At 56.1% G+C, this 22565-nt stretch carries 21 protein-coding genes and 1 tRNA gene; 9 read left to right on the plus strand and 13 right to left on the minus strand.

Going from position 1 to position 22565, the window contains the following annotated elements; translation table 11 throughout:
- The first annotated feature begins 28 nt into the window (after window positions 1–28).
- The gene (locus ACZ1G5_RS03970; RefSeq protein ID WP_472731618.1) at window positions 29–514 is read left to right on the plus strand and encodes a PaaI family thioesterase; all 486 of its coding nucleotides are present in this window, start codon (window positions 29–31) and stop codon (window positions 512–514) included.
- On the opposite strand, the gene ACZ1G5_RS03975 is transcribed toward ACZ1G5_RS03970, so the two are convergent.
- Complete coding sequence (locus ACZ1G5_RS03975) at window positions 476–1543, minus strand: DUF2235 domain-containing protein (protein WP_472731619.1); 1068 nt, start codon at window positions 1541–1543, stop codon at window positions 476–478. The genes ACZ1G5_RS03970 and ACZ1G5_RS03975 overlap by 39 nt on opposite strands.
- The gene (locus ACZ1G5_RS03980; protein WP_472731620.1) at window positions 1530–3830 is read right to left on the minus strand and encodes a xanthine dehydrogenase family protein molybdopterin-binding subunit; all 2301 of its coding nucleotides are present in this window, start codon (window positions 3828–3830) and stop codon (window positions 1530–1532) included. Before ACZ1G5_RS03980 ends, ACZ1G5_RS03975 begins: the two co-directional genes overlap by 14 nt.
- A 415-nt stretch (window positions 3831–4245) precedes the next feature.
- Between ACZ1G5_RS03980 and ACZ1G5_RS03985 the strand changes: the two genes are divergently transcribed.
- Window positions 4246–4623 carry a COG4315 family predicted lipoprotein gene (locus ACZ1G5_RS03985; protein WP_472731621.1) on the plus strand — a complete coding sequence of 126 codons (378 nt, stop codon included), beginning with the start codon at window positions 4246–4248 and terminating at the stop codon, window positions 4621–4623.
- A gap of 78 nt (window positions 4624–4701) precedes the next feature.
- On the opposite strand, the gene ACZ1G5_RS03990 is transcribed toward ACZ1G5_RS03985, so the two are convergent.
- Window positions 4702–5499 (minus strand): DUF3592 domain-containing protein, encoded by a 798-nt coding sequence (locus ACZ1G5_RS03990; protein WP_472731622.1) that lies wholly within the window; start codon window positions 5497–5499, stop codon window positions 4702–4704.
- An 84-nt stretch (window positions 5500–5583) separates the two neighbouring features.
- Between ACZ1G5_RS03990 and ACZ1G5_RS03995 the strand changes: the two genes are divergently transcribed.
- Window positions 5584–8691 (plus strand): valine--tRNA ligase, encoded by a 3108-nt coding sequence (locus tag ACZ1G5_RS03995; protein ID WP_472731623.1) that lies wholly within the window; start codon window positions 5584–5586, stop codon window positions 8689–8691.
- A gap of 75 nt (window positions 8692–8766) precedes the next feature.
- Here ACZ1G5_RS03995 and ACZ1G5_RS04000 read toward each other — a convergent pair whose 3' ends face one another.
- A complete protein-coding gene (locus tag ACZ1G5_RS04000) occupies window positions 8767–8928 on the minus strand; it encodes a Tat pathway signal protein (RefSeq protein ID WP_472731624.1) in 162 nt (53 codons plus the stop codon).
- Between the two features lie 79 nt (window positions 8929–9007).
- Here ACZ1G5_RS04000 and ACZ1G5_RS04005 point away from each other — a divergent pair, with 79 nt between their 5' ends.
- Together ACZ1G5_RS04005 and ACZ1G5_RS04010 are read left to right on the plus strand one after the other, a co-directional pair.
- Entirely contained in the window at window positions 9008–10123 is a 1116-nt protein-coding gene (locus ACZ1G5_RS04005; RefSeq protein WP_472731625.1) for a pyridoxal phosphate-dependent aminotransferase, read from the plus strand.
- Between the two features lie 47 nt (window positions 10124–10170).
- On the plus strand, window positions 10171–10353 hold the full coding sequence (locus tag ACZ1G5_RS04010; RefSeq protein WP_472731626.1) for a hypothetical protein: 183 nt from the start codon (window positions 10171–10173) through the stop codon (window positions 10351–10353).
- Here ACZ1G5_RS04010 and ACZ1G5_RS04015 read toward each other — a convergent pair.
- The gene (locus ACZ1G5_RS04015; protein ID WP_472731627.1) at window positions 10350–11528 is read right to left on the minus strand and encodes a pyridoxal-phosphate-dependent aminotransferase family protein; all 1179 of its coding nucleotides are present in this window, start codon (window positions 11526–11528) and stop codon (window positions 10350–10352) included. The genes ACZ1G5_RS04010 and ACZ1G5_RS04015 overlap by 4 nt on opposite strands.
- Window positions 11529–11666: 138 nt before the next feature.
- Here ACZ1G5_RS04015 and ACZ1G5_RS04020 point away from each other — a divergent pair, with 138 nt between their 5' ends.
- Together ACZ1G5_RS04020 and ygfZ are read left to right on the plus strand one after the other, a co-directional pair.
- Window positions 11667–13460: an ABC transporter ATP-binding protein gene (locus ACZ1G5_RS04020; protein ID WP_472731628.1), complete on the plus strand. Its 1794-nt coding sequence runs from the start codon at window positions 11667–11669 to the stop codon at window positions 13458–13460.
- Window positions 13453–14187 carry a CAF17-like 4Fe-4S cluster assembly/insertion protein YgfZ gene (gene ygfZ, locus ACZ1G5_RS04025; protein WP_472731629.1) on the plus strand — a complete coding sequence of 245 codons (735 nt, stop codon included), beginning with the start codon at window positions 13453–13455 and terminating at the stop codon, window positions 14185–14187. The genes ACZ1G5_RS04020 and ygfZ overlap by 8 nt, the downstream gene beginning before the upstream one ends.
- 3 nt (window positions 14188–14190) lie before the next feature.
- Here the strand turns inward: ygfZ and efp are convergent, their stop codons facing one another.
- Window positions 14191–14754 (minus strand): elongation factor P, encoded by a 564-nt coding sequence (gene efp / locus ACZ1G5_RS04030; RefSeq protein ID WP_472731630.1) that lies wholly within the window; start codon window positions 14752–14754, stop codon window positions 14191–14193.
- A gap of 224 nt (window positions 14755–14978) precedes the next feature.
- Here efp and ACZ1G5_RS04035 point away from each other — a divergent pair, with 224 nt between their 5' ends.
- Window positions 14979–15302, plus strand: a complete 324-nt coding sequence (locus ACZ1G5_RS04035; RefSeq protein WP_008230719.1) for a DUF6280 family protein — start codon at window positions 14979–14981, stop codon at window positions 15300–15302.
- Window positions 15303–15359: 57 nt separating this feature from the next.
- On the opposite strand, the gene ACZ1G5_RS04040 is transcribed toward ACZ1G5_RS04035, so the two are convergent.
- Complete coding sequence (locus tag ACZ1G5_RS04040; protein ID WP_472731631.1) at window positions 15360–15938, minus strand: cobalamin biosynthesis protein CobQ; 579 nt, start codon at window positions 15936–15938, stop codon at window positions 15360–15362.
- Window positions 15939–15990: 52 nt separating this feature from the next.
- Between ACZ1G5_RS04040 and ACZ1G5_RS04045 the strand changes: the two genes are divergently transcribed.
- A complete protein-coding gene (locus ACZ1G5_RS04045) occupies window positions 15991–17436 on the plus strand; it encodes a cobyric acid synthase (RefSeq protein ID WP_472731632.1) in 1446 nt (481 codons plus the stop codon).
- Here ACZ1G5_RS04045 and ACZ1G5_RS04050 read toward each other — a convergent pair.
- The 6 genes from ACZ1G5_RS04050 to ACZ1G5_RS04075 all read right to left on the minus strand — a co-directional run bounded on the left by ACZ1G5_RS04050 (window position 17433) and on the right by ACZ1G5_RS04075 (window position 22480).
- Window positions 17433–18119, minus strand: coding sequence for a hypothetical protein (locus tag ACZ1G5_RS04050; RefSeq protein WP_472731633.1), 687 nt, complete (start codon window positions 18117–18119; stop codon window positions 17433–17435). The genes ACZ1G5_RS04045 and ACZ1G5_RS04050 overlap by 4 nt on opposite strands.
- Before the next feature lie 70 nt (window positions 18120–18189).
- Window positions 18190–19551, minus strand: a complete 1362-nt coding sequence (locus tag ACZ1G5_RS04055) for a TolC family outer membrane protein (protein ID WP_472731634.1) — start codon at window positions 19549–19551, stop codon at window positions 18190–18192.
- Between the two features lie 54 nt (window positions 19552–19605).
- Window positions 19606–20259, minus strand: coding sequence for a protein-L-isoaspartate O-methyltransferase family protein (locus tag ACZ1G5_RS04060; protein ID WP_472731635.1), 654 nt, complete (start codon window positions 20257–20259; stop codon window positions 19606–19608).
- Between the two features lie 241 nt (window positions 20260–20500).
- Window positions 20501–20752, minus strand: a complete 252-nt coding sequence (locus ACZ1G5_RS04065; RefSeq protein ID WP_472731636.1) for a hypothetical protein — start codon at window positions 20750–20752, stop codon at window positions 20501–20503.
- A 36-nt stretch (window positions 20753–20788) separates the two neighbouring features.
- Window positions 20789–22216 carry an OmpA family protein gene (locus ACZ1G5_RS04070; RefSeq protein WP_472731637.1) on the minus strand — a complete coding sequence of 476 codons (1428 nt, stop codon included), beginning with the start codon at window positions 22214–22216 and terminating at the stop codon, window positions 20789–20791.
- Window positions 22217–22406: 190 nt separating this feature from the next.
- Window positions 22407–22480 (minus strand) — tRNA-Cys (locus ACZ1G5_RS04075).
- Between the last annotated feature and the right edge of the window lie 85 nt (window positions 22481–22565).

Genomic DNA, 22565 nt, shown 5'->3' on the forward strand with positions numbered 1-22565 from the left:
TTGGGAAAAACCAACGCCCGGAGCGCAGATGTTCACAGCTACCTCTCCCGATCAGATGCCCGATCTTGACACAACGCTTTCGATGTCTGGATTGGCGTTTATGCAAGCGATACGCGACGGAGAACTATCGCACCCACCGATATCGGCTTTGATGAATTACACGCTGGACGAGGTTGCAGACGGCAGGGTCGTCTTTCGTGGAACGCCAGAGTTTCGGCATACCAACCCGGCGGGCGGTATTCACGGTGGATGGTACGGGACGTTGCTTGACAGTTGTATGTCTTGCGCAGTGATGACCAAGACGCCGAAAGGGTCGGTCTACACCACGCTCGAATACAAGGTCAGCCTTGTTGGTGCCATCCCCGTTGGTTGCGAAATTCTGGCAATCGGCGCGATCGAACATGCCGGTCGATCCACGGGCGTGGCGCGGGGTGAAATTCGCGATGCGGCGTCAGACAAGCTCTATGCGACGGGTTCAGCCACTTGTCTGATTATGAAGCTGCGAGACAGCTGACACCTCCTCGATATCACCCGTCACGCTTTCATGGATCCGTTCTGACATATCTTGTCCAATGACCCTTTTGCGGCGCGACAGAAATATTTTTGCCCAGCCGCGCCAGTTGCCAATAGATGGCGCATTGATGTCTTGCGGAAAGCGACCGCGCCAATTGTCGGGCAGTGGCACACCACAGGCTGACAATCGGTCCAGCATCCAGACCAACGGGATATTCGCCAGTGGCCTTGCGTCCGGATGCTGCCACACCTGCCCGCCGACATCGCTATGATTGCCGCGAAACCAGACCTGCTCCATGTTACCAGACCAGTCTTCAGGGCAATGCCAGATTACCGGCGCATAAGCCCGCCGCCGTTCGTCAATCGCAAGCGCATGAAAACCATTGCGAATGTGGTCACCCAATGCGTGATTGTGAAACTCATGCTGACCTGCTGACCAGCGCCAAACGATCGGCAAACGCAAACCAAGGGCCTTGACCGTATCCCAGACGGCGACTGCTTCGACTTCGACGTTCGGATGACAGTAGTGATCGCGAAAAGCCGTTGCTGCCGCGCCGCGTGCACCGTTCCTGTAGTGACGATAAGCTTGGCGGATCATCCGGACGGTCGCGCAATCCGACCGCACAAGCCCCACCATATCAATTACACCGGCCAAGGACCGTGCGGCAAAGGCGCCGCGCGAATACCCAACCAGAACAATCTGATCCCCTTCGCGGTAGCGTGATGCGACCACGCCATAGGCACGCTTGATCTGCCGATTGATACCCTTGCCAGTCATGACATCCCATGTGCTTTTCCAGTCGCGCCATTGGATACCGGCCTCATAGTAGACAGTCAGGTTCGCAGTCTGGCTAACTTCGTTCAACAGCTTGAAGGTCAGCCCGGCGTTGGTCTCGCAGCCTTCCGCCAAAGATGACATCGTTCCGTCCAGAATGACCACATGGGTGGCGGGGCCCCGGTCGCGGATCCCACCTTCTTCGGTGCGCGCCCTCCGCCCGAAAAGGCCAAAGAACCAATCACGCAGCGGCACTATCAGCCTTCGCTTTCTGGATGGTCTGCCAGACGCGGTGCGGCGTAAAGGGCATTTCAACCTCCCGCACGCCGACATCCCACAATGCGTCGAGCACCGCATTGGTCACTGCGGCAAGCGCGCCAACCGTACCGGCCTCACCGCACCCTTTGACGCCCATCGGGTTGTAGGTTGACGGTACGCATTCCGTTGCAAACTTGATCATGGGAAGATCATCCGCACGTGGCATGCCGTAGTCCATAAAACTCGCCGTGAGCAGTTGCCCATGTTCATCGAAGACAACATGCTCGGTCAGGGCTTGTCCAACGCCTTGCGCCACCCCGCCATGGATTTGGCCCTCAACCAGCATAGGATTGATAAGATTACCAAAATCATCAACGACAGTATAGCGGTCAACTGTCACAACCCCGGTGTCGGGATCAATCTCGACTTCTGTAACATGTGCTCCGTTTGGAAAGCTGCGATTGTCGAGTGTAATGCTCGCGGAATGCTGCAAAAGGTCATCGCGCCCCGCGTCACGCGCCATATCGGCCACCTCAAGCATGGTCGGCGTCAGGTTTGATCCGGCGATGCGAAACCGCTCATCATCAAAACTAACCGCGCTCGGATCAACTCCCTCTGCGTCCGCCAGAAACGCCGCAAAGGCTTCGTGTATTAGGTCTATGGTAGCGAGTGTCGCGGTATTCTGCACTGTCACAGAGCGGGAGCCGCCTGTCCCACCTCCAGTGGCGATTTGGTCGCTATCCCCTTGTACCACGGTGATCTGGTTAGCGGGGATACCGGTTTGGTCCGAAAGGAACTGCGCATAGACAGTTTCATGCCCTTGCCCGTTTGACTGTGTACCCACAAAAATTGTGGCACCCTGCTCTGTGAATGTAATCGCCGTCGTCTCAGTCGGGCTGCCCAAGATACTCTCAATATAATAACAAAGCCCCTGCCCGCGCAGTTTACCGTTGGCTGCCGACGCGGCTTTGCGGGCCGCAAAGCCGTCACGGTCCGCTTCGCGCCCAGCGCTGGCCAACACCATTGCAAAATCACCCACATCATAAGTGACACCCGTTGCGGTCGTGTAAGGAAACTTGGCTGGAACGATAAAGTTCTTTTCGCGCAGCGCCCAAGGGTCCACGCCCAGCTGGCGCGCCGCCTCGTCCATCACACGTTCCAGTACAAAGATCGCCTCAGGTCGCCCCGCACCGCGATATGCGTCAACAGGCGTTGTGTTGGTGTAGATCCCGCGCGTGCGCATGTAAGCCGCCTGCACATCATAGGTGCCCATCAGAACCTTGGAAAACAAATCGGTCTGGATGCCCTGACCGTATTGGGAGTTATAAGCACCCATATTCGCAATCGTATCAACGTAATATGCAGTGATCTGATAGTTAGCATCAAAGGCAAGTGTCGCCTTGGTCGTCAGATCACGGCCCGCATTGTCAGACAGCATTGCCTCTGTCCGGTCTGACATCCAGCGCACAGGATGACCCAAGACCCGCGCGGCATGCGCCACGCAAAACGGTTCGGGATAGCGCATGGCCTTCATGCCAAAACCGCCACCTGTGTCCGGGTTCGTCACGCGAACGTCGGCGGGATCAAGCCCGAAGTGGCGCACCAAATCACCCTTTGGGATCCAAACACCTTGGGCGTTTGTCGCAACATGCAGACGACCATCAACAACTTCAGCGTAGCAGCCTCGCGGCTCCATCGCGTTGCAGATGATCCGGCTATCGAGCACGTCAACGCTTACCACATGGGCGGCGCTGGCAATCGCGTCATTCGCACCAGCCTCGTCCCCCATTCCCCAATCGAAAACAAGGTTGTCGGGCGCTTCTGGGTGTATGGTATCACCACCAATTGCCAGATCGACATGCACCGGCAGATCATCAATCTCCAAGCCGATCACTTCGGCCGCGTCCTTTGCCGCAACCATCGTGTCAGCCACAATCATCGCAATCGCTTCACCAACATGACGCACGCGGCCCTTGGCCAAAAGCGGTCGCAATGGCTCAGCGCTGCGCGATCCGTCACGGTTCTTGATCGTGGCGCCCTTTAGGCCCAGTTCGACCCCAGCAGCATCAAGATCATCAGCCACCACCACCAGATGCACCCCGGGCATCGCGCGGGCGTCATTCAGATCCAGTGCGGTGATGTCACCGTGGGCGACCGTGGCGCGCAGAAAATAAGCATGCAACGCATCGCGGGGCGCAATGTCATCCACATACGCGCCCTGTCCGGTCAAGAAACGCACATCTTCAACCCGCGTTACAGATTGGCTTTTCCCGAATTTTTCCATTTTGGACCCTTCGTATGACGTTGGCCCCAGACCCTAGCGGTCAGGCCCGTCTTGTCCAGCACACCCACACCAAATTGTACTCTATTTCACAATAAAAAATTATACTTATCAATGAGTTATAAGATTTATCCAAGAAATTGTACTTTTTCCGAGAATAAATCAGCCGTGCAGTACGTAACCTTCACAGAGGCGGATGAACGAGCCGCACAGGAACCGACGGAGACGACCGATGAAACTTACGCTTATCGCGCTCATGATGATCACGACGCTTATAGCCAGGCGCGCCTTTGCTTCTGGCAAAGCAGCTTCGCGCAAGGATCGGAGTGACACTGGACGGCACGATAAGAACCTTCGCGTCGCATTCGCCCCCACCCATACTTGATCAACGCATTCAATCACACCCAGGAGAATAACCATGAAACTTTCAATCGCAGCACTTTCACTCGTCGTCGGCCTTTCCGCTTGTGACGCTTATGCCGCAGGCCATGCATTGGCCCCTGTCGCACAATCCAACGGTATCCTCGTCGACGACAACGGCATGAGCCTTTACACATTTGACCCAGATACGGCGACCTCATCGGCCTGCAACGGCGGCTGCGCTGCCAACTGGCCACCACTCGCAGCCCCAGCAGATGCCGATGAGGCCGGTAAGTTTACGACAATCACCCGCCAGGACGGCAGCAAGCAGTGGGCCTATGATGGTCAGCCGCTCTACCTGTGGGTCAATGATCGTCAGCCGGGCGACATCACCGGTGACGGCGTCGGCGGCAACTGGCACCTCGCCCGCCCCTAATTTCCAAGATTTAGTGTTCTGACCAGTACCGGCCTGCCCGTATTTAAGGGGCAGGCCTTTTTATGCTTTGTCGGTCCATCAGTCTCGCCCTACCTTGGGCAGCTTGCTCTCTGCCAACTGACGCGGTCCCACGTCACCCTCCCAAACGCTATGACCTTTGCGCACGTAGACATTGATCTCGGTCTTGGTCCCAATCGCATTCAGCTTGCGGATCGGATGCATCATGCTTTCGCCGCGCAGACCATCCGCTGTCTTCCAGATCAGATACCCCTTGCCCGACGGTCGGCCCGAATTCTTTGTCTCAACGATCCGATCTATCCGGGCTGTCGTGCGATACCCGAAACGACGGGTCAGAACCGCGCGATTGGCGCGGTTTCCGACCCACCAAAGCGCGATAAGACCGGCAACACCAGAAAGTCCGGCAATCCATCGAAGCATCACCGCATCATCATGGGCCTCCCCGACATAGGTTTCAAATTTCCTTGGATTGCGCGGCAGATAACGGATGGTATGCCGCGATCCACCCAGGGCACGACTGTATTGGTCCCGCGAAACCTTGCGTTCGCGCTGGATGGTTTGCTGATCAACGTCAAAGCGGTATGTGATATAGTAATCATCGGACCCTTCATCATCGCGCACGAACCTGCGATCCACAACCTCTGCCTGTGTCTCAACCCCGACCTGCTCGTAAAGAGCCGCAGCACGATACTCTATCACGCTCCAAATCGTGATGGCGATACAAACCACCGCCGCAAGAATAGACGCCCAACCACCATGCGCATGGAACAACGAAAACCATGCGCGCGGCGCGGTCAGGTCATGTTTCGGCGGGACTTCTTTCAACGCAACAGATCCAAACAATGTTTCCTTATGCATAAGCGCGGCAGAAGAGACCGCAAACCCTTTTCCTTCCTGCCCCCCTCGGCTATCTGCTGATCCAAGCGCAGGAGAGTTGCAGACATGGCTATGGAAAAGACATTCAACGCCGCCGAGGCCGAACCCCGCATCTACAAAATGTGGGAAGACGCGGGGGCTTTCAAAGCGGGCGCAAATGCGTCGCGCGATGAAACCTTTTGCATCATGCTGCCGCCCCCCAACGTCACGGGTTTTTTGCACGTTGGTCATGCCTTCAACCACACGCTGATGGATATGCTGACCCGCTGGAAACGCATGCAGGGCTATGACACGCTATGGCAGCCGGGGCTGGACCATGCAGGGATTGCGACCCAGTTGATGGTGGAAAAGGACCTTGCTGAAACAGGGCAACCCAAGCGCACGGAATTGGGACGCGAAAAATTCCTAGAGAAAGTTTGGGAATGGAAAGCCGCCAAAGGTGGCACCATTGAACAGCAGGCACGGCGTTTGGGCGACAGCATGGATTGGTCCCGTTCGGCCTTTACCATGTCCGGTGCCGAAAGCGCCCCCGCGACTGAAAAGCCCGGTAACTTCCATGATGCGGTGCTGAAAGTCTTTGTTGAGATGTACAACAAAGGCCTGATCTATCGTGGCAAGCGTCTGGTCAACTGGGACCCGCATTTTGAAACCGCCATCTCGGACCTCGAAGTCGAAAACATCGAGGTCGACGGCCACATGTGGCACTTCAAATACCCGCTGGCGGGCGGCGAGACCTATGAATATGTCGAGAAGGATGAGGACGGTAACGTCACCCTTCGCGAGACGCGGGACTATATCTCGATCGCCACGACCCGGCCCGAAACGATGCTGGGCGATGGCGCGGTGGCCGTGCACAAAGACGACGAACGCTATGCGCCTATCGTTGGCAAGCTGTGCGAAATTCCCGTTGGGCCGAAAGAACAACGCCGCCTGATCCCGATCATCACCGACCCTTACCCTGATCCTGATTTCGGCTCAGGTGCTGTGAAAATCACCGGCGCGCATGACTTCAACGACTATGAAGTCGCCAAGCGCGGCGGCATCCCGATGTACAACCTGATGGACACCAAAGGCGCGATGCGGGCCGATGGCAAACCCTATGCGGAAGAGGCCGCCATCGCCCAGGCCATCGCCAATGGCGAGCAAGAGTTCGACGAGGCGATGATCGCCGCGATGAACATGGTACCGGAAGAATACCGCGGGCTGGATCGGTTTGAGGCGCGCAAGCGCGTGGTGGCCGACATCACGGCTGAGGGTAACGCGGTGATGGTGCCGAACCCAGAGTTTGAAGCACTGGACGAATTTTCGCGTGTTGGCATCGAGTCCGAAATACCCTTCGTCGAAGCCAAGAAGATTATGCAGCCGCAGGCCGAGCGCGGTGGGACGGTCATCGAGCCGATGCTGACCGACCAATGGTTCGTTGACACCGCCCAAATCGTCGGCCCTGCGCTGGACGCGGTCAAGGAAGGTCGTACCAAGATCATGCCGGAAAGCGGCGAGAAGGTGTTTTACCACTGGCTGGAGAATATCGAGCCATGGTGCATTTCAAGGCAGCTGTGGTGGGGGCATCAGATCCCGGTTTGGTATGGGCCTGGAGTAGACAAGAAGGGCCGCCTTACCAACGAATTCAGCTTCCACTTTTGCGCAGATAGCCAAGAAGAAGCGATTGAAGAAGCGCGCCGAGAATATAGTCGTCTTGCGAACTTTGATGCAGCACGCGTTGAATGTGTGGAAGATGCTGGTGTTGCGTCGAAGCTATTGATGGACCTTCGTGAGGCTGAGTGGGCAGAGATTCGTGCAAATCAAACCAATGACGAAACTCCAAAAGATCTAGATGCTTGGGAGGAGTTGACACTTCCTCTCTACCGCGACCCCGATGTCCTCGACACATGGTTCTCCTCCGGCCTCTGGCCTTTCGGCACGCTGGGCTGGCCAGAAGACACCGATGCGATGAAATACTTCCCCGGCGACGTCCTTGTCACCGGCCAGGACATCCTGTTCTTCTGGGTCGCCCGCATGATGATGATGTCCCAGGCCGTGCTGGAACAAGACCCGTTCCACACCGTCTATCTGCACCAACTGGTCCGAGATGCGAAGGGCGAGAAGATGTCCAAGACCAAGGGCAACGTGATCGACCCGCTGGATATGATCGACGCCTACGGCGCCGACGCCCTGCGCTTTTCCAACGCGCAGATGGCGGCCTTGGGCGGTGTGCTGAAAATCAGCGAAGATCGGATCAAAGGCTACCGCAACTTCGGCACCAAACTGTGGAACGCGTTCAGCTTTGCCCAACACTACGAAATCGCCTACCCCGGCGATCCGACGCGGCCTGCGACGACGCAGACCCTGAACAAATGGATCATCGGCGAAACCGGCAAGGTGCGCGAAACGGTGGATGCCGCGATGGAGGCCTACCGTTTCAACGACGCCGCTGATGCGCTTTATACCTTCACATGGGGCAAGGTCTGCGACTGGTATTTGGAGTTCTCCAAACCCATCCTGCAAGGCGATGATGCGGGCGCAAAGGCCGAGACCGAGCAAACCCTGCGCTGGGTGCTGGACCAATGCCTGATCCTGCTACACCCGATCATGCCGTTCATCACAGAAGAACTTTGGCAGCAGGCCGACAGTCGCGCCAAGATGCTGGTGCACGCCGCGTGGCCAACCTACACGGCTGCTGAACTGGTGGATGCCGACGCCGACCGCGAAATGAACTGGGTCATCGATCTGATCGACAACGTGCGTTCCGCCCGCGCGCAGGTGCATGTGCCTGCGGGGGCGAAGGTGCCGCTGCTGGTCACAGGATTGGACGCCAAAGGCCAATCGGCATGGGACAACAACCGCGTTCTGATCCAGCGGCTTGCGCGGATCGAAAGCCTGTCCCATGTGGATGACTTCCCCAAAGGCTGCGTTACCATCCCGATGGCAGGTGGCACTTTTGGCATTCCGCTGGCCGATCTGATCGACGTGGGCGAAGAAACCGCGCGTCTGGAAAAGTCATTGCAAAAACTGGGCAAAGAACTGGGTGGACTGCGTGGGCGTCTGAACAACCCCAAATTCGTGGCCTCCGCCCCGGATGAGGTTGTGGCCGAGGCCAAAGCGAACCTCGCCTTGCGCGAAAACGAAGAGGCGCAGCTGAAAGCGGCCATCGCGCGGCTGCAAGAGATCGGCTAAAACCAAAACGGGGCGGTCGCAGAACCGCCCCTTTCATCTTTCCATGTCACATCAAACTTCCGCCGGAGGCAATCCTCACGGCACCACACGCTCAACCGCGCGCATCATCCCCAACGCCTTATCATAGACCAGCGTCAAAATCCGCCGCCCGCCAGTCTTGCCCGCTACCTGCGGGACTGTACGCACCGCAAGGGCGGCCCCGGTACTGGCTAAAAATCCGCGTCTACTCATATTCATCAGGGCCGCTCCTTTAGTTGCGAACGATTCTCATATATGCACGGTTGCGCCTTATTCAAGGGTCCGCTTATCTGAGCCTATGACAAAACCAGCCCTGACAGCCCTCGCCCAATCGCTGCCCGCCTCTGTCCCTTTCGTGGGGCCAGAGACGCAAGAACGCCAGATGGGCCGCCCTTTCACAGCACGCCTTGGTGCCAACGAAAGTACCTTTGGCCCCTCGCCCAAAGCCATTGCAGCCATGCAAAAGGCCGCATCCGAGGTGTGGATGTACGGCGATCCCGAAAGCCATGATCTTCGGCACGCCTTGGCAGAACACCACCAGATTGATGCCCCCAACATCATGATTGGCGAAGGGATTGATACATTGCTGGGGCTTCTGGTCCGGCTCTATGTGGGCGAAGGTGACACCGTTGTCACCTCTGCCGGGGCCTATCCGACCTTCAACTACCATGTGGCCGGCTTTGGCGGTGCGATCCATACCGTTCCTTACAACAATGATCACGAAGATCCTGAAGCTCTGATTGCCAAAGCAAAAGATGTTTCCGCAAAACTGATTTACATCGCAAATCCAGATAATCCGATGGGCAGTTGGCATAAGGCTGACATTATTGAGGATATGATCGCGCACTTACCGGTGGGCTGCATGCTGGTGCTGGACGAAGCCTATGTCGACCTTGCCCCGGACGGCACCGCACCACGGTTGGACGCCAACACACCCAACGTCATCCGCATGCGCACCTTTTCAAAGGCGCACGGTATGGCCGGTGCGCGTGTTGGCTATGCCATCGCTGCGCCGGACGTGATTGCCGGGTTTAACAAGGTGCGTAACCACTTTGGCATGTGCCGGATCAGTCAAGCCGGTGCGCTTGCTGCGTTGCTGGACCAAGATTGGTTACTACACATCAAGACAGAGGTGGCGCGCGCACGGGACCGTATCGCAGCAATTGCGGTAAAGAACGGTCTAACAGCGCTTTCATCAGCAACCAATTTCGTAACGATTGATTGCGGTCGGAACGGAGATTTTGCGCGATCTGTGCGCGCAGCACTTGTGGCCGACGGTATTTTTGTCCGCATGCCTTTTGTTGCCCCACAAGATCGTTGCATCCGGGTCAGTTGTGGCACGCCAACACAATTGGCCGCGTTTGAAGCGGCGCTTCCCCGCGCGCTCACGTGCGCGCACGAAAAATTAGGGTGATTTTTACACGCACGCCGATAAGCTAATGCCTAGCAAGAGGAGTAAGGATGTCGCAAAGACCGATACAAGCCGTAGAAGACTATACCGACGCCTTTCTCGGCACGCTGTTTGTCTTTTTATTTATGGGGTTTTGGGTTATCGCCGCCGCCCTGGGGTATCTTTGGGTCGCTGTGACCGCCTATGGTCTACATCATTTCTTTAATTGGATCGACAGGGTGAAAAACGGTTAGGCCCGTGTCGCGAGTGCTGATGCCGCGGCCGCCAATGCCCCATCGCCGTGCGCGATGTTCAACGCCTTCAATCCCGCATCAATTGTCCCCAACACCCCCATGATCATATGGGCATTGACGTGGCCCATATGCCCAATCCGAAAATAGGCGTCAGCCGGATCACGCCCCAATCCAATTCCAAGTGTCAGACCGCATTTGCTTTCGCACCACTGCCGCAGCGCATTTCCGTTTGGTGACCCGATCCCCACGGACGTCACCGCATGGGATCGATACGCCGGATTGGCGATGTTCAATTGTATGGGGCCCACCTTTGACCATTGGTCAAACGCGGCCCAAACAATTTGAGCAAGTTTCTCGTGACGTGCAAAGACCTGATCCAACCCTTCCGCTTTGATCATGTCCAATGCAGTCCTCAGACCGTACAGGTGATGCGTGGGCGCCGTCCCATCAAAATACTTGAAATAATAGTCCGGATTGACGCGCGGTCGCCAATCCCAATAGGCCGTGACCCGATCACCGCGTGCTGCATCCGCTTTCGCGTTGTACCAGACGAAACTGACCCCGGCAGGCGTCATCAGACCTTTCTGACAGCCAGAGACCATGACATCGACGCCCCAAGCGTCCATCTCGAAACGGTCGCAGCCCAGCGACGCGATGCAATCTGCCATCAACAATGCCGGATGGCCGGTCTGATCCATGATACGCCGCAATCCCGCAATATCGTTTTTGACACTTGTCGATGTATCGACATGAACGGCCAAGATCGCTTTGATCTGATGATCAGTATCGGCGGCCAGAACCTGTTCAACCCGAGCAAGATCAATCGGCGCCTGCGCGCCATAGTCAATTGTTTCGACAAGGGCACCCATAGCCGCAGCCATCTCGCCCCATCCAACGCAAAACTGACCGGTGGCAAGCACCAAAACCTTGTCACCCACCGAAAGAACATTGGCGAGGGCAGCTTCCCAAGCAGCATGTCCATTGCCGATATAGATCGCAACATTGGCGTTGGTCATGGCGACATGCTTGAGATCGGGGACCAGGCTATGGGTCAAGTCATGAAGTTCACCCTCATAGATATTGGGAGAGGCGCGGTGCATCGTTTGCAAAACGGCATCTGGCATGACCGAGGGACCGGGGATAGCAAGGTAGGGGCGACCTTGAGACAGTGACATCTTGTTGGGGGCTTTCGTCAGTGTGTGGTTTCAGACGGACACTAACGTGGCGCTTTGCAAGGTCAACCTTGCCCAACTTGCCCTGCCACCCCATTTACGCGTAAACGATGCGAAAGCACTTATTGCAAAAGGCCTTGGATGCCCCCTCCTCCTCTTCCAGAATCTGGTTCCGAAAAGCAGCAATCCGCATTCAAGCTTTTCGCATGGCTGTGGCGTGATTACCTGCGTCCGCACAAATGGCTGCTCATTGCCGCAGTCATCCTGATGGCGATCGAAGGATCAATGCTGGCATTGATCAGCCGCATGATTCAACCGATGTTCGATGATGTGTTCGCCGAAGGTGACCGCGATGCGCTCTACTTTGTGGGCTTTGCGATCATGGGCATTTTCTTTGTCCGCGCCGTGACGTCGTCCGGGCAACGCATCCTGATGGCATTTATCAAACAATTGGCCGCAGCTGCGATGCGCAAGCATATGCTGCGTCACTTGATGTCGTTAGACAGTGGCTTCTTTCAGATCCACCCGCCCGGACAGTTGATTGAGCGCGTCCAAGGCGATGTTGCTGCGATTAACGGCGTCTGGAGCAGCTTGCTGACAGCTGTCGCGCGCGACCTGGTTTCGCTCATCGGGCTATTGGCCGTCGCTCTTTGGATCGACTGGCGTTGGACTTTAATTGCAGTTGTAGGCATTCCGCTATTGATCCTGCCGTCATTGCTTGTGCAGGCCTATATCCGCCGTCGCGCGCGCGACACCCGCGAAATTGCGGGACGTGTATCCACCCGCCTTGATGAAGTTTTCCACGGGATCAACCCGATCAAACTCAATGCTTTAGAAACCTACCAAGCCCAGCGCTATGACCAATTGATCAAAGAGGGTGTTCATGCGTCGATGCGCACGTCTGTCGGCCAAGCCGCCGTTCCCGCATTGATCGACATTATGACCGGCATCGGTTTCCTTGGTGTGATGCTCTATGGCGGCGCAGAGATTATCGCCGGCGAAAAGACAAACGGTGAGTTTATGGCGTTCTTTACGGCCATGTCGTTGGCCTTTGACCCATTGCGCCGCCTCGGTTTGATGAGCGGCAAATGGCAGATGGCTGCCGCCAGCGTCGAACGACTGCAATATGTGTTGAACAATGAGCCAACCATCCTTTCACCGGCAGAGGCGAAGAAAATTCCTGTTGGGTCGCCGACCGTCGCCTTAGACAACGTGCATATGAATTACGGCGAACTGCCCGTCCTGCGCGGAACAAGCTTTGTCGCCGAAGCGGGCAAGACCACTGCTCTTGTCGGGGCATCAGGTGCTGGCAAAAGTACCGTTTTCAACGTTTTGACCCGCTTGGTGGAACCCAGCGAAGGCGCAGCAATCGTTGGTGATAGGCCAATCACCGATTATGCGCTGTCTGAGCTTCGGGGTCTATTCTCTGTTGTGACGCAGGACGCGGCACTCTTTGACGAAACGCTGCGCGATAACATTCTGCTGGGCCGCACGGATGTCGATGAAGCCCACCTGAAGTCAGTGTTGGATGCAGCCCACGTGAGTGATTTTCTCTCATCTCTACCTTACGGGCTGGAAAGTCTGGCCGGTCCACGTGGGTCAAACCTGTCGGGTGGCCAGCGACAGCGGGTAGCAATCGCGCGCGCATTGCTCCGTGACACGCCGATATTGCTGTTGGACGAGGCAACAAGTGCACTTGATACCAAGTCAGAGGCCATCGTCCAAACGGCCCTTGAAAGGCTATCTAGCGGCCGGACAACCCTTGTCATCGCGCACCGGTTGTCGACCATTCGCAACGCCGACTCGATCGTGGTCATGGATCAGGGCCGCGTCGTCGACCAAGGCAACCACGATACGCTGCTTAGCCGCGGCGGAATATACGCCGACCTCTACCGCCTGCAATTTTCACAATCAGAAAGTGGTGAAGATGCATGAGCGCACAGTTCTATCCATTGGCGGCGAAGACCACGTGTCTTTCCTGCAAGGTCTGATCACAAATGATGTGACCAAAGCGACCGGTTCAATCATCTACACCGCTTTGCTAACACCTCAGGGCAAATTCATCGCGGATTTCTTTGTGATCGGACGGGATAATCACCTTTTGATCGACGTGGCCGCGTCACATGCTCAGACATTGGGACAGCGGTTGATGATGTATCGTTTGCGGGCGGCAGTCACAATCGAGCAGACCGATCTGATTGTGTCGCGCGGGATCGGAACGCCACCTGCCGAAGCTGTCTCTGATCCGCGCCACGCCGCCCTTGGATGGCGCGCCTATGGCGACACCGACGTTAGCGACCAAACCGACTGGGATGTCATCTATGTCGAGAACCTGATCCCGCAGACGGGTATAGAACTCAACGACGAAAGTTACATTCTGGAAGCTGGGTTTGAGGCCCTCAATGGCGTGGACTTCAAGAAAGGTTGTTTTGTCGGGCAAGAGATCGTTGCGCGCATGAAGCATAAGACGACGCTGAAAAAAGGGTTGGCACAGGTCGCGGTCACAGGACACGCGAACACGGGTGATGCGGTAACGGCGGACGGCAAACCGGCGGGAACCTTGCACACCATTTCCGGCAACAAAGCCCTTGCGTTCTTGCGCTTTGATCGTGCGACCGGGCTTATGCAGGCCGGTGAGGCAACGCTCACCCGCCTCAAATAGCCGTTAGGCCCGTTCGGCGTATTCGAATGTCTCTGTGTTGACGACGATGTCTTCGTCCTGGCCCACGAATGGCGGGATCATCACGCGCACACCATTGTCGAGCGTTGCAGGCTTAAAGCTGTTTGCAGCGGTCTGGCCCTTCACCACCGGTTCTGTCTCGACCACTTTGCAAGTGACCTTCTGCGGTAGGCTGACGTTAAGCGCCTCTTCACCGTAGTATTCGATTTTAACTGTCATGCCGTCTTGGAGGAAAGGGCGGCGATCCCCCAGAATGTCAGATGGCAGCGCAATCTGCTCGTAGGTTTCGCTATCCATAAAGGTCAGCATGTCACCATCTTCGAACAGGAATTGCTGGTCTTTTTGGTCCAAACGCACGCGCTCAACCTTATCAGCGGATCGGAAACGTTCGTTCAGCTTCCGGCCATCACGCAGGTTTTTCAGCTCAACCTGCGCAAAGGCGCCGCCCTTGCCGGGTTTGACGTGATCCACCTTGACGGCGGCCCACAGACCACCTTCGTGTTCCAGAGTATTGCCGGGGCGAATTTCGTTACCGTTGATTTTGGGCATGTGTCGCGGCGCCTTGATTTATTAACAAAGGTTGAATGGTTTCACCGGCAGCCTATATCTGCGTGGTGGGAGTCTGACAAGATCATCGAGAGAGCGACAGTTTGCAAAGGCAAGCTATGCGAATAACGCATGGCTGCCATTCCAAAAGAGAGCCCCCGAATCGATCAAGAACAGGCATAAAGGCCCGCACGCGGGAACTACAAGAGCAAAAAAAGGGAAACTTCATGAGAGATTTCGTCGACGGTACTGCCTTCAACAATGAACAAGGTAACCGTGCCCGCAAGCTCTTTGCAGCTGTTGTGTTGGCTGCTTTGGATGACGCAATTGCGGATGACAAGAAATACGGCAATGGCCCAGAGCAAATTGCGCGCTGGGCACGGTCACGCGATGGCCGCGAAGTATTGTCTTGTGCTGGCATTGACCCAAACGAACGGGTTGTCGGTGGTCTGATGGAATTCGTCGGAAAAGGCGTGCGCACATCTGTGGCACTGTCACGCGAAGAGAGCGAACGCCGCAATGCGGCTGAACAAGAAGCACGCGCTGCATAAGTGATCTTGCGGCGATGCACTGAAAGACGCGGTCCTGGGGGGCCGCGTTTTTTCGTTTCAGGGGCCTGCAAACATCAACGCGAAAATAATGAAGGGGGCAAACTCTGACAGGCCGAGCGCGACAATCAGGCCGCGCATCCACAGATCTCTGAAGCGCAGCCACAAGATGCAGCAGCACAGCAAGGACGCAGCCACCTCAATTGCGCCAACAATTGTGCCATAGTGATCGGGGTCCCAATAGCTGACCGGGCTTTGAAACACCCAATTGCTCAGCGGCCAGAAATGGGCACGCCCATCATCATTGTGCAGCAAAAAATCAAACCCCAAGTGAAGCAGCGCTGCACCACAAAGCGCGGTGACGACCGGTGACCTAAGCATACCACCAATTGCCAGAAAAATACCCCACAAGATGATCGAGTTATCAATCCGGAAGATGCTTTGCCATGCATCCGAAAAGTAAAGCTGACCAAAGACCACGTCCGGCGATGTGCCCAAGACCTGCAAATGCCATCCCGCCATCAGATAGAGCGACAGGTCAGGGATCATTGCGCCCGCAAAGGCCGCAAATGTCACAGCAGGCCGCCCAACCTTACCAAAAGCCGTCAAGCCGAAAATCAAGTGTGCTGGCGTGTTCATGCTCTTTCCCCGCGCGGCGTGCGCCCCTATGAAGTTAGCGAAGGGGAACACAATGACCAGAGCAATCATGATTCAGGGTGCTGGCTCGAACGTCGGAAAGTCCATGTTAGTCGCTGGCATTGCGCGCGCCTGCGTCAACCGTGGACTGTCCGTCGCGCCGTTTAAGCCCCAGAACATGTCCAACAACGCCGCTGTCACTGCCGATGGCGGCGAGATCGGCCGCGCACAGGCGCTGCAAGCGCTGGCATGCGGGTTAGAGCCGCTGGTCGACATGAACCCGGTTCTTCTGAAACCCGAGTCAGAGACAGGTGCGCAGATCATTGTCCAAGGCAAGCGGTTCGCGACGATGAGGGCCCGCGACTATGGCAAGCAGAAAGCACAGCTGATGCCTGCGGTGCTGGAAAGCTTCCACCGGATTGGTGAAGGTCGGGACCTGGTCATTGTCGAAGGCGCGGGCAGCCCCGCAGAGGTGAACTTGCGCGCCGGCGACATCGCCAATATGGGGTTTGCAACAGCCGCCAACGTTCCGGTCGTTTTGATAGGAGACATTGACCGGGGTGGCGTGATTGCGCAGCTTGTTGGGACGCACGCGGTGCTCCCACCCGAAGACAACGCGCTTATCAAAGGGTTTGCAATCAACAAATTCCGGGGTGACCCAACCTTGTTTGACGACGGAATGCGGATCATCGCTGCGCGCACGGATTGGACGCCTCTGGGCATCGTCCCTTGGTTTGCCGACGCATGGAAACTACCCGCTGAGGACGTGATGGATATCACCAGTCTCACCGGGGGGACCATTAAGATCGCCGTGCCGCGATTGAACCGCATCGCAAATTTTGACGACCTTGATCCGTTAGCAGCGACACCCGATGTGAGTGTCGAGATCATTGAAGCAGGTCGCCCCCTGCCCGGCGATGCAGATCTTGTGATCATTCCGGGGTCAAAATCCACAATCGCTGATCTTGCTCATTTCCGGGAGCAGGGTTGGGATGTTGACCTGCAGGCACATGTTCGGCGTGGCGGGCATGTGCTGGGCATATGCGGTGGCTATCAGATGCTTGGGACCGAGATTACTGATAAAGACGGCATTGAGGGTCGCCCATGTCAGGTGGCGGGGCTCGGTCTTTTGGATGTGCGCACTGTGATGGTGCCAGAAAAAAGACTTGCTTTGTCCAGCGCAACTTACATCCCGACGGCAGACCCAGTGCAGGGGTATGAGATCCACATTGGCGAGACTGATGGGCCGGATTGCGCGCGGGCGTGGTTGTCGCTGGATGGACGCGGCGAGGGTGCGGCATCACCCGATGGACGCGTCATGGGCTGCTATCTGCATGGCCTGTTCGCGGCTGATGCCTTCCGCGCTGCGTTTCTGGCCAGCATCGGAAAATCCGTCGCTGTAGAAGACTACGCACAAGGTATTGAGAACACTCTCAATGCGCTTGCGGCGCATTTAGAAACGCATATGGATCTAGAGGCATTGATCGCTCTTGCTGACTAGTCTTGGCCCATATCGTGACTAGTGAGCACGCGGTTGATTTCACGGCGTACCAACTTACGAACATTGCGCGTAATGCGTTCACCCAATGCGCCACTCAACTCTTCATGCATGATCTTCACGATCATGCTGCGCAACGCATCGGCATCAACACCGGCCAGAGGATCCGGTGACAAAGGTGCCGGCGGGTCTTTTGGCGTTTTTGGTTCAGCCGCTTGCGGCGTTTCAGTGAACGCATCTTTGATGGGGAATGAACGGCGCTGTTGTTCTGCGGCCGCTTCATTCGACTGTGTTCGCGCGACACTGACCGAATCATTTTGCGGCTTGTGAAAGGCGCTCGCAGCCCAGGCCGCGTCTGCAAAGTTCTCGCCTTCGTCCGGTTCCCAGTCGTCAGACTGCGCCGTGACGGCTGCTTCCAGTTCGGCGATCGTCGCTTCAAGTCCGATCTTGTCGAGACCTCGGGCGTTGCTCAAAACATGAACATTGCTCTCTATAGCTTTCGAGCTTGGATCAACAAATGTTGGGGTTTCGCGGGGCGTGTCATCGTCCACCCTTTGTTCAGGCGTCAATAACAAACGCTCACGCAAAATGCGGGATCGGGTCCGATGGGGCTCTTTGTGCGACACGAAATCGCGCACAGATGAGACCAGTTCATCAATATCGTCCGGATGTGCCGTATTGGACATCGTGTTCATCCCAATTTTGCACCCAGTCCTAAGACCTTAGCGGATGTTTAACGGTCAAACAACTGTGGGTTTACTCTCTGCCGATAGCTTCCAGAACGCGGTCAAGTGCGTCGCCTTGGGGCGAGGTGACATCACCGCTGTTCACCAAGTTATAATATTCCGATGGATCATACTGCTGAACAGGCAGGTTCAAGTGATCGGCCGTCAACAACCCCATTGCGGACAAGAGTGAATATGACGCCACAACCTCATCAGATTGTGCTGCAATCTGATTGGCCTCAGCATCCAATAACTCTTGCTCCGCATTCAGCACATCCAAAGTCGTCCGTGATCCCAAGGTCGCTTCTTCACGCACACCTTGGAACGCGATACGGGCTGCGCTGATCTGCTGTTCTGACGCCTGACGGGACGCGCGCGCAACTTGCAACAACGCAAACGCGTTGCCGACCTGCTGTTCGATGACCTGCGCCGACAAAATCAAGGCGGAACGTGCTGCATCCCGGTTCGCTTGCCCTTGACGGACCTGGCTAGAAATCAGACCACCATTGTAGATGGGCCCACCCAAATTGATCCCAAGTTGCGCAGAATCATTGCCATCATCATCCCGGCTGACAAAGCCATCCAGCGTCACGCGGGGCTTCACTGCCGCCTGCGCGCGTTGAATATTCAACTCTGCCGCAGTGACAGAATGCTGGGCCTCAAGAATGCTGGGGTGATTGCGCACCGCAAAAGCCTTTGCATCCGCGACACTGCGCGAGACGGGTGCGGGGCTGACGGCTCTTGGGCCAGATGGCCGATTGCCTACGGCAACCTCATACTCTTCCACCGACTGTGCAAGATTGCCCTGCGCGGCTGCCAAAAGACTACGCGCTGCCGCAAGCCGCGCCTCTGCAAGAGCGACATCGGTCCGTGTGACTTCACCCACTTCAAATCGATCTTGCGCGGCGCGAAATTCCTGCGTGATCAGCCGCACATTGTTTTGCCGCAACTCAACAAACTGCCGATCTCTTCGGACATTCATGTAGGCCTGAACTGCGCGCAAAAGCACGTCCTGCTCGACCCCGCGCAAGGCTTGACGGGTGCCTAGAACAACCTCTTTCTGCGCTTCAATAGCAAGACGGTTCGCGCCCCCACTATACAGCGTCAGATCGGCAGAAATTCGCGCCAAACCAGAGTCTGTCGTGGCATCGACGGGCGTTTCCACCCGCGTCCGGTTCGCAGAGAGGGACCAGTTAATCACAGGCAGCGTTGCCGCGACAGACTGTGCAACGCCCTCGTCCGCGGCCCGCAACAGGGCCCGGTTCTGTTCGAGCAGCCCTGAATTATTATAGGCCGATGCAAGCGCTTCCGACAGTGTTTCTGCCTGCGCGGTTGGCGCAGCAAACAAAGCCATGGCAAGCGCAATTGCGGCAAATCGTGTAGGTCTAGTCATCAGGTACCCTTACTTCATTGTGCTTGATACGCGCGCCTGCGCGCAGACGATCAGTTAAAGCGCGAAAACAGCGCGTCGTTCGAACCCGGGCAGCACAGGTGCACTTGCATTGAACGCAAACCGCCAGTTGACGGTGCCATCAATTTTGTGGCCAACCCGCACAACGCCCAATGCACCTTCGGCGAAGACGCAAGCAATGCGACCACCGTCGCGCAGTTGCCCAAGGATAGCGTCCGGCATCTCTTCGACCCCACCTTGGACGATGATAATGTCATAGGGTCCAGACTTTTCGGATCCGTCGGTCAGCGGGCCGGCCATAACAGCCGCGTTGTCAATTCCGTTCTGCGACAGGATGCCCTGCGCTTCCTGAGCGCGGCCTTCATCGTCTTCTACAGCCACAACAAAGTCGCACATGTGAGCCAGGACGGCAGTCGAATATCCAAGCCCACAGGCAACATCCAAAACGATATGTTCGGGGTGGATGTCCAACACCTCAAGCATTTTTGCCAAAGTGCGTGGTTCGAGCATGATGCGCCCGCCACCAATGTCGAGATTTTCGCCCACATATGCCGCCTCACGCTTTGCGTCGGGCACAAAGGCCTGCCGTGGTACAGAAAGCATCGCATCTATAATGGGAAATTTGGTAACATCAGACGGACGAACCTGCGTGTCGACCATCATCGTGCGGCGGGAGGTGTAGTCAGTCACGATCTAAACTCTTTCGTTCAGTATGTTTACCGTGTGATGCCATAGAAGACAGAAAGCGGCAACATTGAACATCGAATGCCGCGTGAATTGTCCCTCATGTGCCGGTGAAGCCCCATGCCCCCGCATCAGGTACCGACCCGAGAGCTGTCTGTTGGGAACCATGTCGTCGATAAAATTCGTCCGAAAAGAGCCAGTTCCCCCGCGCGTCACCTCACACTGGTGCAGCTAAGGTTCAGGTCAGTCACGATGACTTTTTGGCAGCCAACCGCTTTTTCAGGTTCGCCTGTTCACCAAGAAGCGCCTCGATTTTCATCAGGTCCTTTTGGTGCTCTTGACGGTTCTTCTCAAGATTGTCTTTCCAGAAGTTCGCCTCTGAAGACATCAATTTCATTTTTTTGGCGTACTCCATACCCCAAATCAGCCATCCAAGTATCAGGCCAAAGACAAAGGTGCATGCCATAAAGAGGAGTATTTGGGTCAATAAATCTGACATTATCGTATCCATTCAATATCTGATTTTCAGCAGAGCCTAGGGTTGCTGCCATTCAAACGTGATCCGACGGTTCTCGGCACGCCCGGCGGCTGTTCCATTGTCGGCAATTGGTTGACTTTCTCCAAAGCCGACGGCGCGCATTGCATCTTCGGGAACGCCAGCTTCAAGCAAGAAATTTTGAACTGCTGTCGCACGAACTTCGCTGAGGGTCTGATTGGTTAGCTCACCACCTTGGCTGTCGGTATGACCGCCAATCTCAACGATAAGCCCCTCAGCAGCGCAAGCTTGGGCAAGATCGACGAGTGTATTCAGGGTCTCCACCGACTCGGCAGAAATGGTTGACGTCCCAGTCTGGAAATTCACCTTCTGCTCGGCAAGGATGGATGTTGTTTGTTCGGTGCAGGTCAGCGCGGTCGGGGCAGCTTCCGCCGCAGCGACGACCTCCTCCGCTACGGCCTCGTCCACAACAACCTCTGTATCGTCTGTAGTCACGTTTGCCTCGTCCGTCGCCGCTTCAACGTCTTGCGTGGCCTCACCGGTCTCTTCAGTTACCACTGTGTCTTCGACAACAGCGGCATCATCTTCTGCAGCTGTCGCATCTTCCTCGGTGGCGGCATCTTCTTCAGTGGCGACATTTTCGTCAGTGATGTTGCCTTCTGTTGTTACGCTTTCATCCTCTGCAGCAAGATCATCATCAGCTGTTTCTACCGCGCGCGCTGCAATCTCTTCGGTCAGGCGGTCGACCTCGGTTTGAAGTGACGCTATTTCGGTTTCGGCAACAGTCGCCTCAGACGCCATCGACGCAACCACCTCTGCCTGAGCATCTGCCTCCGCAGTCAGAGCTGCAATGGTTTGTTCTGCAGTCTCAACCGTTGCTGTGAGCGCATCAATGCGCGCCTGGAAGTCTGTGTTGTCTGTATCCGAAACATCAGCAGTCTCGGCGGTACCATCCTCCAGCGCCGCAACGCGAGCAGACAGAGTGTCCGCTTCAGCAATCGCCGCAGCCAGCTCGCCCTCGCGTATGTCCAGCGTCTGACGTTCTTGCTCCAATACCTGCGAGAACGCATCTACACTCGCGACAGCCGTAGAGAGTTGATCTTCCACCAGCGTCTTTTGTTCTGTCAAAAGAGACACTTCGTCCGACAAGCGCAGGATTTCTGCATCCAATGCTTCATTGGCGCTGGTGAGGGTCTCAACCTCTGACACAACCGCAGCCAGATCCGATTGTGCTTGCTCGAGGTCTTGATTGGGTTGATCGCGCTCCGCGGTCATTGCCGCAATCAACGCGCTCTGCTCGGCATTTTCAGATTCAAGTTCGGCCACTTGCTGGGTCAAAGCATCAGACTGCTGCGCCAAAGCCTGCGCAGCCGCCTCATGATCGGTCGTCCCCTGCGGCAGCGAGGTTGCAAGAAAGAAGGTGTAAGCGGTCAAAGCCAGCACACCAATGATTAGACCCAATCTCATGTCGTTGATCCCAGTTTCCTAGTTTGATCCACAGCAGTCACAATGCGCGATAGTTTTCTATTTTCCATAACGCCAACCGTTCACGAGGTCGGTAGTTGGACATTTACGATTCTTCAACCATGCTTATCACTTGCGACCATCAGTACGATAGTACGATGCACAAGTGAAACACCCAACTTAGTGCGATGATTGGAGGCGAGTACCGGAATCGAACCGGTGTACACGGATTTGCAATCCGCTGCATAACCACTCTACCAACTCGCCTCGTAGCGCCATCAACTAAGGATGCTACACCTTAACGTCAAGCGGTTATCAGTCTGGATCTAAGTCCAGTATCCGTACATTCCGG

This window comes from Yoonia sp. JB2-21, assembly GCF_055693545.1.

Excerpts from the sequence above, each read along its gene's own strand:
- ACZ1G5_RS04020 (WP_472731628.1), top strand. The coding sequence starts at position 11,667 with ATGCCCCCTCCTCCTCTTCCAGAATCTGGTTCCGAAAAGCAGCAATCC.
- ACZ1G5_RS03985 (WP_472731621.1), top strand. The coding sequence starts at position 4,246 with ATGAAACTTTCAATCGCAGCACTTTCACTCGTCGTCGGCCTTTCCGCT.
- ACZ1G5_RS04015 (WP_472731627.1), bottom strand. The coding sequence starts at position 11,528 with ATGTCACTGTCTCAAGGTCGCCCCTACCTTGCTATCCCCGGTCCCTCG.
- ACZ1G5_RS04040 (WP_472731631.1), bottom strand. The coding sequence starts at position 15,938 with ATGAACACGCCAGCACACTTGATTTTCGGCTTGACGGCTTTTGGTAAG.
- ACZ1G5_RS03995 (WP_472731623.1), top strand. The coding sequence starts at position 5,584 with ATGGCTATGGAAAAGACATTCAACGCCGCCGAGGCCGAACCCCGCATC.
- ACZ1G5_RS03970 (WP_472731618.1), top strand. The coding sequence starts at position 29 with ATGTTCACAGCTACCTCTCCCGATCAGATGCCCGATCTTGACACAACG.
- ACZ1G5_RS04010 (WP_472731626.1), top strand. The coding sequence starts at position 10,171 with ATGTCGCAAAGACCGATACAAGCCGTAGAAGACTATACCGACGCCTTT.
- ACZ1G5_RS04055 (WP_472731634.1), bottom strand. The coding sequence starts at position 19,551 with ATGACTAGACCTACACGATTTGCCGCAATTGCGCTTGCCATGGCTTTG.
- ACZ1G5_RS03990 (WP_472731622.1), bottom strand. The coding sequence starts at position 5,499 with ATGCATAAGGAAACATTGTTTGGATCTGTTGCGTTGAAAGAAGTCCCG.
- ACZ1G5_RS04050 (WP_472731633.1), bottom strand. The coding sequence starts at position 18,119 with ATGTCCAATACGGCACATCCGGACGATATTGATGAACTGGTCTCATCT.
- ACZ1G5_RS04000 (WP_472731624.1), bottom strand. The coding sequence starts at position 8,928 with ATGAATATGAGTAGACGCGGATTTTTAGCCAGTACCGGGGCCGCCCTT.
- ACZ1G5_RS04035 (WP_008230719.1), top strand. The coding sequence starts at position 14,979 with ATGAGAGATTTCGTCGACGGTACTGCCTTCAACAATGAACAAGGTAAC.
- ACZ1G5_RS04065 (WP_472731636.1), bottom strand. The coding sequence starts at position 20,752 with ATGTCAGATTTATTGACCCAAATACTCCTCTTTATGGCATGCACCTTT.
- efp (WP_472731630.1), bottom strand. The coding sequence starts at position 14,754 with ATGCCCAAAATCAACGGTAACGAAATTCGCCCCGGCAATACTCTGGAA.
- ACZ1G5_RS04005 (WP_472731625.1), top strand. The coding sequence starts at position 9,008 with ATGACAAAACCAGCCCTGACAGCCCTCGCCCAATCGCTGCCCGCCTCT.
- ygfZ (WP_472731629.1), top strand. The coding sequence starts at position 13,453 with ATGCATGAGCGCACAGTTCTATCCATTGGCGGCGAAGACCACGTGTCT.
- ACZ1G5_RS04045 (WP_472731632.1), top strand. The coding sequence starts at position 15,991 with ATGACCAGAGCAATCATGATTCAGGGTGCTGGCTCGAACGTCGGAAAG.
- ACZ1G5_RS03980 (WP_472731620.1), bottom strand. The coding sequence starts at position 3,830 with ATGGAAAAATTCGGGAAAAGCCAATCTGTAACGCGGGTTGAAGATGTG.
- ACZ1G5_RS04070 (WP_472731637.1), bottom strand. The coding sequence starts at position 22,216 with ATGAGATTGGGTCTAATCATTGGTGTGCTGGCTTTGACCGCTTACACC.